Source organism: uncultured Methanospirillum sp. (assembly GCF_963668415.2).
In the GTDB taxonomy this organism is placed as follows: Archaea; Halobacteriota; Methanomicrobia; order Methanomicrobiales; family Methanospirillaceae; genus Methanospirillum.
On sequence record NZ_CAXXDL010000001.1, the window covers coordinates 3,446,460 to 3,460,346 of the forward strand.

Consider the following 13,887-nt stretch of genomic DNA (forward strand, 5'->3'; position numbering starts at 1 on the left):
GATGAAACCTTCTGAGTGCTCATATTCAAATTCCGGGAATACTTTATCCAATAACCAAATTTTGGATACGAATAATGAATTCAATTGTTCATCAAATCTTAATTACCGGGCAGAATATGAAAAATTATTTAATTCTCTTCCTGGAATCTGTTTCCAGGGTCAATATCTTGAATCTACCATAATTACACATATCAATCACAAAATTCATGATAATCTTGGGTATACTCCTGAGTTGTTTACACAAAATCAGATCCTGTTTGATACTCTGATACACCGTTCTGATTACTATCGAAGAAAAAAAAGTATTGAAACTGCCTTGTCAAATCTTCAAATATATAATGTAGATTACAGGCTTCGACATGCTAATGGAAAATATCTATGGGTCAATGAGTTAGGCCAGGTTAGTAAAAATTCATCAGGGATATATGAGATAACCGGTTTCATCAGGAAAATTGACGAACTGGATAAATCGATTGAATCCTGCATGTATCAGGTTGATTTGTATCGCACTATTTTTGATTCTGTTCCAGAACTTATTGCAGTTGTAGATAGCAAAAGCAACATCATTGATATCAATAAAACTATGGAAAAGAAATTTTCTGTCTCCTTTCACAAGTCCAAAGGAAAGGATGTTGATAGTATTATTCCAGGACTATCTGGATATTTACATACCTCTATTGAGAAACCACATATGCATGACCCAATACTTGTATATAGGAGATCTGATGAAATTGAGGAATATTTTAAGATAATCACGATCCCCTTTCATGAGAAAATTGGACACAAGAAAGGCACTGTTTGTATTGCTCATGATGTAAGTGACCTGATACATAAGCACACCGATCTTGAAGGATATGCGAAAAAACTTGAAGAATCGAATGAATTACTTACAAGTTCACGGGACGACATGGCTCATTTTACCACAACCCTTGAATGGAATCTGATTAAACAGAAACAGGAGGTCAGATCATTATATGATGAAGTGATGGATCGGAATCGAATGGTAGAACAGTTACTTAAACAGAAAGACTTGTTTATTAATAATCTGGCCCATGATCTCCGTACACCATTAACCCCCGTTATTGCATTAATTCCTCTATTAAAAGAGTATATTACAGATGCACATCTTCTTGAAATAATCCGGCTCTTTGAGATACGAATAGGATATCTTCGGGAGATGGTTGAAGATATAATTTCATATGCACATCTGAATAGTCAGGTGTACATTGATGATTATATGAAATGTAATTTGTTTGAGTTTATTGAGGATATTTTTATACAGCATACATCCTTATTGGAAGCGAAACAAATTCAGGTGAAAAATCAGATTCCCCGGGATCTTGAACTCAGACTATCACGTTCTCAAGCTCCTGCTCTGTTTAATAATCTTATACTCAATGCAATCCAGTTTAACTCGATTTCCGGATCCATTACAGTTACCGGAGTTGTAAAAGGGGAGTGGTGTTCTTTTCAGATAATTGATACAGGGTCTGGAATTCCTGCGAATATGATTAACCATATTTGGGAAGAGTTCGCCATCGGTGATCCTTCAAGAAGTGATCCTGTTCACAAGGGTCTTGGCCTTTCTATGGTTAAGAGAATAGTGGCCTTACACCGGGGATATATCATCGCTTCAAGTGAAGGAAAAGAGAAGGGAACAACATTTACCCTTACTCTTCCATTGGTACCCGTTCCAGAAATACCATAAAAACCCCAACGGTTCCCCGTTGGGGGCCCCAGGTAGGACCGGTGAAAAGGACTTTTTCATGCAAAAGATTCCATTCAGAAATTATATTCAGTGGAGTTATTCTGGTTTTTCTTTCAAATGCGTGTCATTTGCATTTTGAAGTGAAAGATACGTATTTTTAAGTTCTAATTCCATCTTTCTCTTTTCTGTGATATTTAATAGATGGATTAAATATCCAACTTCATCAGGAGTCATTGTCAGAAGTGGAGTTATTTTCATATCAAAAATTACAGATCTACTTTTATTTGTGGGTATCAAACCATTTTCCCACAAATAGTCAAAGGAAATAGTAATTTCATGACTGATTTTATTTCCAGAAAGAATCGCAATATGTTCTTCATTTGTTAATGGAATAATATTCCAAATACACTGTCCAACCAGTGCTGAATTGTCCTGTATACCAAATTCATCCATTAATACCTGGTTAATTTGAATAATCTTCCCATAATGATCACAGAGAATATGACTTATTGGTGATTCATTAAAAATACTCTTGAACATTGCCTCGCTTTTCTGAAGAGCATGTTTATTATTTTTTTCTTCAGTAATATCACGAGACAATCCAAGAATGTTAATTACCTTTCGGGTTGAATCCGTAATAAGTGTAGCCGATATCTCAATGATCATCCGATGACCATCACGATGAGGATGCTCTATTTCAAATCGTGAATATCGTTTGGATTCATCGCCAGATTCTAAAAGAGTTATTTTTCTGTGGAACCGTTTCATTATCGCATCAAATTGTGGCTTCGGAATTATTGTGGAAAAAGGTTTTCCAATGACTTCATTCGGAAGAAATCCATAGAAATTCTGAATTGAAGGACTGACAAACAAAATTTTTTGTGTCTCTGCAGAAATCATCCAGATGAGATCATGTACATTTTCAGATACAAGCCGGTATTTTGCTTCGCTCTCAAGAAGTTCCTCATGAAACATCTTTTTCTCAGAAATATCTCTGATAATTCCGACTAACTGAACTTCACTTGAAGTTGGATTGAGAGAAAATTGAGATGAAATTTCCACCCATATTTTATCTCCTGATTTGGTCAGTGTCTGAATTTCTTCAGTAAAAAATGATCTTTCTTGAGTTTGATGAACAAAATGATGATATCTTTCCCTGATTGTCTGGGTTACATTATCAAGAATAACTGATGGAATGATTATTTCAAACCCACCTGATATGAGTTCTTCTGGTGAATATCCAAGTAATCCTAAAACTGATGGACTCACATATTTTAATATCAGACTAACAGGGTCTACAATCCAGACCACATCTTTTATTGATTCAGCTAAAAATTTGTACTGGCTCTCGCTCTGTTTTAATTTTTCTTCTATTGTTAATCGAACCGATATGTCCCGTGATACTCCTAATACGTGAGAATATTTTCCAGTAGAATCACGAAGAAAACTGGTTACTACTTCAGTTGGAACTATCGTTCCATCTTTTCGTATCTGATCAACTCTGGAAGTATTATATGGACTAATTATCCCGTTTTTTAAATCCTGAATAATTTGAGGGACTTTATTAGTAATTTTTTCATATGATTCCTTTGTCATAACCTCCTGCATGGGCTGTGTTAGTACCTCTTCAGGTGTATACCCCCGCAACCGGTACACTGATGGACTGACATAGGTAAAGCGTTGTGTCGTTATATCCAGAATCCAGATTACATCCTGGGTATTATCAGCAAGGAGCCGATACAGTTCTTCGCTTTTCTGAATCTTTAATTCGGCTTCTTTCTTTTCGGTTATATCACGAGCTGAGGAAAGGAGGCACATCTGCTCTCCGATATTAATTTTGTTGACTACTATCGAGATATATGCTGTTTCACCGCTTTTTTTAACTATTTCTGTTTCGAATCGACTATTTAAACCAGAGGTTTTATGATTCTGTATTATCCTGTCTCTAATGGATGGATCTTTAAAGATTCCAAGTTCATGGGTGGTATGTCCTATCAGATCTTCACGTGTATAACCCGTTATCGTGCAGGTTGCCTCATTTGCTTCAATAAGCTCCCCTGTTTTGAAATCACTAATAATAATAGCATCAGGCGATGACTGAAAAGCAATCGAATACTTTTCCTGAGCAATTTTAAGATCGTTCTCAATCTTTTTCTTTAATGTAATGTCTGTAAAGATAATTGCGATTTGGTTTGGTGCATGTAAAAGAGAATATCCAAGAATTGTTATCTGAAACCATCTTTGATCGTCATTTTTGATCTCAAGAATAATCGGCTTTTTGAATGTGAACTTCGTTAATTCATCTAATATTGAATTTCTTGTAAAATAGGGGAGCGATAAGTCTGATATTTTTTTTCCTACTGAACCACTTAATGTCGACTTAAAAAATTTGAGAGCGGCATTATTCAGATATTGTATATATAAATTTGAATCAAGTATAATGATAAGATCTTCACTCAGATCAATAAGGCCTGATATTGGAAAATCTTCGATGATCATATACTTTTTTGCGACACCCTTCTCGACCTTTTTAACTTTTCCAAACATCTCAAGGATATCCAGGTGACGAGCAACAGTATGCCGGTTTATCCCAGATTTCTGTGCTATCATTGAGATCGACATGGAACTGTTTTCCGCAGATAAAATCTCAAGTATTTTTGATTTTTGATTATCACTTTGGGATGGCATTTCAGATCACCTGTGATTAATAATTCATCAGCCCTTATCAGATCGTATCGATGTAATTTAGAAATTCAAGTTTTGTATGAGATATTTCAAGTGCCAAATAAACGAGTAATTTTTTCATATTTATATCTCACAAGAGGTTTTTTATGGCTTACATATTCATTATCCATTGATCTATTCCTGGGGAAAAAATTAATTCTGTATTCTCTCCATGCTCACTGGATTTTGTCTGGTATTCGGATTAATACCTGGGAAGGTGATAGAGTAATGAACTCCGGGATTCAGACTATCGACTGAAACACGTCCAGATAGCTGTCTGACAAGACCATTAATCAGAATAGATCCGAATCCTTCATTGTATTGGGTTATATCAGTAAATCCTTTACCATTATCCCGGTAATCAAGTGTATATCGATTAGATAGAGGATTAAATAAAAACTGGATCGTAATCTCTCCTTTTTGGCCGTCGCAAAATGCATGTTTAAATGAATTTGTAAATAATTCAGAAAGTATTAAACTACAAGGTACTGCTTTCTCTATCGTAAGATCTACATCCGGGCAAACAAGATTACATGTAACTGATCCTTTCGTAATTTCATGAGATTGCATAAAATATTTCGATATTTTTTGAATATATTCGCGATAATTAATTTTATTGAGATTTGTGGACTGATACAGTTGCTCATGTACGAGAGCCAGGGATCGAACTCGGGCCTGGGTCTCTTTAAATATCATCTGGATTTCTGGATCTTTAATGGTTCGTGACTGCATAGAGAGGAGTGAAGAGATGATCTGCATGTTATTCTTCACCCGGTGATGAATCTCTGTAAGTAAGATCTCCTTTTCAAGGTACGCCTCATGAATCTTTTCTTCCATCAGTTTTCTTTCAGTAATATCCTGAAAAATGAACGTGATGGCTCTCTCTCCGATCACATCATCATGGTTAATTTCTCCTTTCCCTAAAAGTGCACATTGGGTTCCATCTATCCGGGTTATCCAGAATTCGATGGTAAAAGGAGTCCCAGATTTGAGTAATGAATCAAAAGATGCTGATACCAGGTCAAAATTTGAGTCTTTTACTAATTTGAGGAGATCAGACAATGATGGCGTTCTATTGTTTTGATTGAGTCCAAATATGTGTAATAGTTCATCTGAAACAAATATCTGGTTTGTAGCGATATTCCATTCATATATTCCAAGTCCTGCAATTTCATGAGCTTTTTTAAGAGATTTTTCGCTCTCCTTCAGAGCATTCTGTTTTATTTTAAGTTCTTTATATGCATCATTGAGTTCTGAATTTCGGATCTCGATAATCCCTGTATATTCAATCAACTTATCTTCCTTGGCTTTCCATTCCGAAATACAGGATACCATAAGAATGCTTCCACTTTGTTTAACATTGCCTTGATCAAAAGGAATTACATCGACGAGATAAAATTCAATTTTTCCTGATATTGATAGTGCTATCTCCTCTTTCTTTTCAGATGAATGATCTATCATTTTATACAGAAAATCGCCCATTGGAAGACTAGTCTGTATTTTTGTTCCCATCACTCCTGCTTTGGAAACAGAAAAGATTTTTTCTGCTTCTCTGTTAATCTCACGAATTCTTCCCTGACTATCTAGAACGATAAGCCCTGAACCGAGAGTATTAAATACTGTTGCATATGCTACCGGAACAAGATTCAAAAAATTATATTTATTTATGGCTGGATAAATTGTGATTCCCGTAATTAGAAGAGAAAAGGGAGTGGTATCTATTGGTATACTATTTCGAAGATAAAAATTTAAAAAAATGCTCAACAATGGAGCTATTACTCCAATACAGATCAGAATCGATAACTTTTGATTAGTATCCTGATTTGTAATAATTTTTTTAATCAGGATACCCAGACTGGCAGTAAGTAATGAAACATTCCAAAAGGAGATTACAAACCACCAGATACCTGGTTTCATCTCAAAACCTGGAAGAATCGATGTGGTGTTCATCCATGCCTGTTCATAAAACCAGGGGATTATGAATGGGCTCCAGATGATTGCCAGGGTAATTACCGGAATCATGAGAAGAGATGGGAGCATTCTTCTGATTGTCCGGGTAGATGTTCCAATATATTTTACTACAAGGATAAATACAGAAACAGGGGCAAGGACGATACCTATGTATTCTATTCCGATGATCTGAAGAGTAACAGGAAGGAAAAAACATTGCAGTTCAAGAGCATATCCGAAACAATACAATGCCAAAGATGAAAATAGTGAGATCGCTGTATAATTGTCTCTTGATCCTCTGAGTGTACCAACGAGAAGGCTCAGTATGAGCATTCCAGTAAATAGGGAAAGTCCGGTAAATACTATCGAATAATTCATGAATTAGTTGTCCGGTTTATATCTCACGAATAGAATAGATCTTTTTGCCTTTCCCTGATCTGAATTTCTCTCTTGTTTTCCCTTTCAGATTGTAAACTTTTTTTAGTAAAAAATATAATTTGAAGGATAATCGTTATTACAACAACTTTCCATGTTGATAATGACGAAGTAGAAATGTTCTGACCTTATTTGAGATGATCCATCCTTTGTCCAGTTGTGTTACAATATCATCAATTCTCTTCACAGCTTTGAGTATTTGCGGTCCTGATGGAGGTTCATCAAGTGAGACACAGGTAGCAATAATGGACAGTGGGTTCCTGATTTCATCGTTTAAGATCTGGAATTGCTCCATATTTTTTTCGATTTGGATTATGCCCTCTTCGTTTAGCTTATTTTGAAGGCGAATGGAATCTGTGATATCATTTGCTATCCAGAGAATCTGACTGTGATCACTACAATCTGGATTCAGAGGTATGAGGGTAGAATCTATCCACATCTCCTGATCTTTGATTACTAATTGTCCTTGTACGTGTCTTTTTTCATTCAATTGAATGACAGTATGTATCTCCTGAACAATCTCATCCGCAAAAGGAGATGATATGTAATCTGATATCGATGATCCGATAACCCTGTCTGGTATTGTCTGTAACAATGACAAACCTGCATTATTGATATATTCAAACTTAAAATCTGCATCCAGAATGGCAATAAGATTGTCTGAAGATTCAGCAATAGTGCGATATCTCAATTCACTCGATTTAATTTTTTGTTCAACCGAATGTTTGTACAAGGCCATCGCAATTGAGGTTTTAAGACTTCGATCATCAAAAGGTTTTATAAGATATCCAAAAGGTTCGGATTCTATGGCCTTTGAGATGGTGACATCATCCGATTGTCCTGTTAAAAAAATTATTGGAATATCCAGGTTATTTTTTATAAGATTTGATGCCTCAATTCCAGTCATCTCTCCCTTTAGATTGATATCCATGAGAATGAGGTCTGGGCTATGTTCCAGAGCCAGAGATAAGACTTCTTCTGCTGTATCGGTAGTAGCAGCTACTGAAAATCCCATAAATTCAAGATTTTCAGCCAAATCCATAGCGGTGATAAATTCATCCTCTACAATAAGGATCTTCTTTCGTTCATCGTTCATATTTCATCCTGATCTGAACCTAAAGGAAATTCGATAGTAAAATGGACACCATTATCGTTCTGCTGAAAAATAGTTCCTTTAAGTTGTTTGGTCAGCCCATAGATTAACTGCATTCCGAGTGATTTTGTCTGTTGTGGGTTTATCTCATCAGGAAATCCCGGGCCTGAATCACGGTAATCAAGATGATATGTTTTGGTTGCTAGGTTGTATGTGAATAGTATCTTGATTGTTCCTTTTCCTGTTTGATTAAAAGCATACTTTAATGAGTTTGTTACCATCTCATTGACTATGAGACTGCAGGGAACAGCAAGAGAGAGTGGAATTGTCGTTTCAAAGGCTTCTATTTCTAATGAGATCTCTTCAGAGTTGATATTGTACGTTTTTATTAAATTGGTTGTGATATGAGTGAGATACTCCCCATAATTTATATCCCGGAGATTATCGGTCCGATACAGGGTTTCATGGAGCAATGCAAGAGATTTTATGCGATTCTGGCATTCAATAAAATACTCTTTAACTGTTTCGTCTTTTACCTGTCGTGATTGTATTGAGAGGAGAGACCATATTATCTGCAGATTATTTTTTACCCTGTGATACACCTCTTTGAGCAGAATCTCTTTTTCCTGAAGTGAACTCAGGATCTGTAATTCATGCTTTTTTCTTGTCGTAATATCATAAATAAAAAAGAGTGTTGAGGGGTTATTCTCAAAAATAATATCTGTTGCAACAAATTCTGTATTGATTGTAGTTCCATCTTCACAGACCATCTCCTCTTCAAATTGATTCCAGTTCACTCCCGGTTCAGAGGACAGGGATATTTGCTCAGAAAAATGATCTCTTTGATCTGGATGAATATATCGAATAAATGTGTTGGGTTCAATCATTTTAAGAGAGGAAATATGGAGCATTTTACTAAATGCATGATTTGCAAGGATTACAACTCCATTATGAACAATACATATTGAGATTGGTGAGGTAAGTATCAGGGATTTGTATTGTTCTGTGCTTATAGATAACGACCTATTTACCGCCTGGATCTCATCAGTTTTTTGTAGAAGTGCCTTCTTTGCATCTTCTAAGTCCTTGACCATAGAGTTAAATGCGATCGAGAAATCATGAAGAAAATCGACTTTCTGACTAAAGTCTCCCTTCGCTATTGCCTGAGTTTTCCAGGTCAGATGTCGTAAATTTGATTGGAGATGTTTTAATGCTCCACCAAAAGTGCCTCGTAATTCAATATTGGAATCAAGTTTCCCTTCTGATATTTCGAGTAAATGATGTTGTGAACTTTTTAATGTGACGAGGATTGATATGAGTAATTCCTGTTCCTCCTGTGTTCCCGGGAGGAGATCAGGTATTTTTCCTTTTGTCTGAATGAATGACGTGATGAGTGTAAGAGCCTGTGTTAGATCTGATTCAGATGCCCCGTCTTCAGCAATAGTTGAGACATTATTTTTTTTAGGTACTATCATTCTTTTGCTAACTATGAATGTAATTCAATGCTGAACCGACACGTTCTCTCGCCTGTACACCAGCAGTCGATCTCCCGCACCTGACATTTTTTTCCTGTATATTGTTCAAAGATACCTGCAAGAAATCCTTCGTCATACGTACAGACTCCATACCCGAGTTCAGGCAATCCTGAACAGTCGAGATCTTCAGATACTGAAGCAGTAATTAAATTCCCATCCAGATCACCTTGTTCAATCCGGAATATTCCAACTTTTAATTCTTTTAATGTATCCTGGAGGGCCCGGATGAACTCCTGATGATCTGTAGTGGGTGGCAGGACATGATGGTAAAAACTAACTCCTGCCTTTTTCCCAGCTTCATAAATAACAGATTCACCCTGCTTAACACCCAGTTTATCCTCTATGACCTCACGCAAACAGTATTGCATGAGCCTGTATACTTCTAGAGGAACAAGAGGACCTAAATTCGGCCTTCCTTCTGTTGGATCTCCAATGAGATCCCATGTAAATGTAAATTTGTCTCTTTGATCCATATTGTTGGTCACCTGAATTACGGGTGGGAGTTTTATCTACCAGAGTATTCTTACATCTGTCATCATATTAAAACTATAATACAGTTCATCTTAGTAGATACACGAATAATTGTGGCATACCCATTTTCTACCTTTTTGAGATAGATAAACTGTTAGCTTACATATGAAGCCGGGAAAATATGAAGATGACTTTATTGGCGCCAATAAATATGTCATAACCCGATAATGTTTTCCCACATATTTGGATAAATTTTGGTATTCAGACTCTTTTATGATAACTTCAGATCCTGAATACGTCATCTTTCGAAATCGGGTATTCATTGTGAAATTATTTGATATATAATAATTGCAGGAAGATTGCTTCTGAAATGATCACAATCTGGATATTTGATATGAAAAAGTTATCGGCGCCAGTAACCACCAGTTTATCCGCCATAGATTAAAAAATCTATAACCTGTGACAGGGTTGTTAGAATATTCATAATGGTGGTATTCAGAATTTTCTAGAATATATATGCCCATCAGAATTTTAAGATTGGCATTTAATCAGAATCATGCATTGATAGTATCGGTATTGTAGTGAATCGAGTATGCATTTAATGAGATTGAATAATTGTAAGAAATTAGCCGATTTGGTTCCTCTGCCTGACCTCTCCTAATAATACGTTGAAGGTATGTCAATCCGAATAAATCATAACGAGAATCCGTATCACATTCTCTATGTAGATGATGAGCCATCTCTCCTTGAGATCGGGAAACTATACCTGGAGAGAAGATGGGGGTTTACCGTTACTACTGTCCAATCTGCAAAAGAAGCACTTGTACATTTGAGATTAGATCCTTATGATGCGATCGTATCAGATTTTCAAATGCCTGAAATGGATGGTATCGAATTGTTACAGGAAATTCGATTCCAATACCAGGATCTCCCATTTATTTTGTTAACAGGAAGAGGACGTGAAGAGGTTGTTATTGAAGCCCTCAATGCAGGAGCTGATTTTTATCTACAAAAAGGGGGTGATCCAACCGTACAATTTGCGGAGTTGGCGAATCAATTAGTAAAAGCAATACAAAAGAAACAGGCCGAATATGATCGCCTTCATGCCGAACAGGCCCTCATGGAACGTGAAGAGATGTTTCGGACCATCTTCGAATCAAGTCCGGTTCCGATTACAACAATATCCTGCATTAACGCTCGCATTCAAACCGTCAACTCTTCATTTCTCTCTATGACTGGTTGCACCGAGGATGAAGTCATCGGGAAAACCTTTGGTGAACTAGGATTCTTTTCTGATTATCAAATCCATTGGTTTAAAGAAATTTGTCAGGAGAAGTCATGTATTACTGATATACCGGCAACCCTGACTGGGAAGAGGGGTGATCAGATTGAGGTTCTTATTACCACAACTCCGATTACCAGCAATCATTCCCCCTTTCTTTTGACCACCTTCGTAGAAATTACTCAACAGAATCAGAATGTGAGTGAAGTTATCCAGCATACCGATCGTATTCACTCAACAGATGAGCAACCGACTTCTGCAGAAGAAGGAATCACGGAAGATACCGTTGAAATGCGGATGAGAGATGAGGGTGTGCTGGCAAGTGAACAGAAATTTAAATTTCTTGTCGATTGTTGCCATGAAGGTATTCTCCTCACAGACCTTCAGGGTGTGATTCTGTTTGCGAATAAGGCGACTGTCAGAATGGTTGAATTTGAAGATAGTTCTGAAGTCATTGGAAGGAATGTTCTTGAGTTTATTTCCGAAGAGTCTCGTGAAGAAGTTCGATTACGGTATGTACAGGTAGGAAAGAAAAGTAAACCCCTGTATTCCCATCATAAAATAATTACCCGTACCGGAAAAGAGGCCTTCATTGAGAGTATGGGGAGAATTCATACGTATAATAGCACATCTGCATTGCTCATTACCGTACGCGATATTACAGATCGCCTTCTTTCTGATGAAGCTCTCAAGACAAATGAGATGCGGTTTCAAGCGGTTTGTGAGAATGCTGGTTCATGGATCTGGGAGATTGATTCTGAAGGAATATACCGGTATTCAAACTCTGTTGTCGAACAAATACTGGGGTACAAGCCTGATGAACTCGTGGGAAAAGTTCATTTCTATAATCTCCTCGATCCCGCATCCCGGGATGATCCTTGTAACGATTCAATAATCGCGTTTTCAAATTTTGGTCCTATAAAGGACCATGTCTATCTGTTCAAGCACAAAAATGGAAACACTGTTGTTCTCAACATCAGTAGTACACCCGCATACGATAAAAGAGGAAGAATCTCTGGTTATTACGGTGTGAGTGAAAATATTACCAAACGCAAGGCAACTGAATCTGATTTTCAGAAACTGGTGGGAACTCTTGTTCGTAAAACCGGTCTCTCTGCTATACGTAATATCTCAGAAATTCTTCGTTCCTGGCTTCATGCTGATTGTGTAATTTTCGGGAAATTAAATCCGGATCATTCAGGAGTACATGCAATATCAATGATACTTGATGGAAAAGAAATTTCTGACGGATATTATTCACTTCCTGGAACACCCTGCGAAAAAACCTGTGAGCAGGAATTTCACATGTGCACTGATAATGTTATCAAAACGTTTCCTGGTGCAAACATTTTGAAACAGTTTCAATTCAGAGGATATTGTGGAACACCAATTAGGAATTACGAGGGAAAACCAATAGGAGTTCTCTGTGTACTATCCAGAAAACCTCTTGATCCACCCGAAGGTATCAGAGAGGTCATGGATATCATCGCTGGAAAGGCAGCAGCAGAGATCGAACGTTCACAGATTGAAGATGCTCTTAGAGAGAGTGAAGAAAAATTCAGAATGCTTGTAGATCTGTCACTTGATGGGATTATCATCATAGACAAGAATGGAATACTCTTGTTTGGAAACCAGGCTGCAGGCAGGATTTTTGATCTGGATATTCAGAAGCTCATTGAATCAGGGAGCCAGAATGTCCTTGAATTTATATCCCCGGAGTCCAGGGATCGTGTAATCTATGAGATCAGTCATGTTGCAGAGGTGATAGAGCCATATACTGTAGATTATCAGGCTGTAACATCATCAGGGCAAAAGATATGGATAGAAGGGATAGGAAAAGAGATAACGTTTCACGATTCACCGGCAATACTACTCTCGCTCAGGGATATTACCACACGTAAACAGATGGAAGATGCTATCCTGCGGAAAAATAAGCAGTTGAACCTTCTCTCAAGTATAACACGCCATGATATTCTGAATATGATTATGGTGATCCAGGGTTCTCTTGAAATAATCCAGATGGATTACTCAGACCCGGGATTGATTGAGTATGTTCAGAAGATGAGGATCGCTGCGAATACAATAAAAACCCAGATTGAATTTTCACGGTTTTATCAGGATATGAGCTCTCACACAGCCCAGTGGTTTGATCTCACCTCCTGTATACCGCTGGAACATGTTCCTCCGGAAATTCACTTAAAAAATAATCTGAATGGAATCAGAGTATACGCGGATCAGATGCTCGGGAAGATATTTTTTAATCTCCTTGATAATTCGATTCGCCATGGTCAGGTTGTCACAACCATCAGGGTAGGATCACATGTGGATAATGAAAACCTGATTATCGTATGGGAGGATAACGGGATTGGAATACCTGCAGATCTTAAGGAGAAGATATTTGAATTAGGTTTTGGAAAAAATACCGGGTTTGGGCTGTTTCTTGTCCGTGAGATCCTTTCACTTACCGGTATAACAATTCATGAGACCGGAACATATGGTACCGGTGCCAGGTTTGAACTGACATTCCCGAAAGGGATGTTTCAGTATATTTGAACCGATAAAATTGTACATTGTACCCATCAGACTCTTCTATTAGTAGGATCCCATCCTGGTCATTATCAGATTGGTGATCCCGGTGACCGGATATCATAAATCGCAGATAAATTTGCCTGTTAGGTAACGAATCGGT

7 protein-coding genes are annotated in these 13,887 nt (G+C 37.2%); 2 read left to right on the forward strand and 5 right to left on the reverse strand.

All coding sequences use genetic code 11. The features are described from left to right. The first annotated feature begins 1 nt into the window (after position 1). A complete protein-coding gene (locus ACHZA2_RS16290) occupies positions 2 to 1,708 on the forward strand; it encodes an ATP-binding protein (RefSeq protein ID WP_319580570.1) in 1,707 nt (568 codons plus the stop codon). Between the two features lie 96 nt (positions 1,709 to 1,804). Here ACHZA2_RS16290 and ACHZA2_RS16295 read toward each other — a convergent pair whose 3' ends face one another. The 5 genes from ACHZA2_RS16295 to ACHZA2_RS16315 all read right to left on the reverse strand — a co-directional run bounded on the left by ACHZA2_RS16295 (position 1,805) and on the right by ACHZA2_RS16315 (position 9,918). Then, positions 1,805 to 4,396, reverse strand: coding sequence for a PAS domain S-box protein (locus ACHZA2_RS16295; RefSeq protein ID WP_319580571.1), 2,592 nt, complete (start codon positions 4,394 to 4,396; stop codon positions 1,805 to 1,807). A gap of 189 nt (positions 4,397 to 4,585) precedes the next feature. Then, the gene (locus ACHZA2_RS16300; protein WP_319580572.1) at positions 4,586 to 6,760 is read right to left on the reverse strand and encodes a histidine kinase N-terminal 7TM domain-containing protein; all 2,175 of its coding nucleotides are present in this window, start codon (positions 6,758 to 6,760) and stop codon (positions 4,586 to 4,588) included. Between the two features lie 136 nt (positions 6,761 to 6,896). Continuing rightward, positions 6,897 to 7,913: a response regulator gene (locus ACHZA2_RS16305; RefSeq protein ID WP_319580573.1), complete on the reverse strand. Its 1,017-nt coding sequence runs from the start codon at positions 7,911 to 7,913 to the stop codon at positions 6,897 to 6,899. After that, positions 7,910 to 9,385 (reverse strand): histidine kinase dimerization/phosphoacceptor domain -containing protein, encoded by a 1,476-nt coding sequence (locus tag ACHZA2_RS16310; RefSeq protein ID WP_319580574.1) that lies wholly within the window; start codon positions 9,383 to 9,385, stop codon positions 7,910 to 7,912. Before ACHZA2_RS16310 ends, ACHZA2_RS16305 begins: the two co-directional genes overlap by 4 nt. An 11-nt stretch (positions 9,386 to 9,396) precedes the next feature. Beyond that, the gene (locus ACHZA2_RS16315) at positions 9,397 to 9,918 is read right to left on the reverse strand and encodes a V4R domain-containing protein (protein ID WP_319580575.1); all 522 of its coding nucleotides are present in this window, start codon (positions 9,916 to 9,918) and stop codon (positions 9,397 to 9,399) included. Between the two features lie 674 nt (positions 9,919 to 10,592). On the opposite strand from ACHZA2_RS16315, the gene ACHZA2_RS16320 reads away from it, so the two are divergent. Further along, positions 10,593 to 13,751, forward strand: a complete 3,159-nt coding sequence (locus ACHZA2_RS16320) for a PAS domain S-box protein (protein ID WP_319580576.1) — start codon at positions 10,593 to 10,595, stop codon at positions 13,749 to 13,751. Positions 13,752 to 13,887 lie beyond the last annotated feature (136 nt).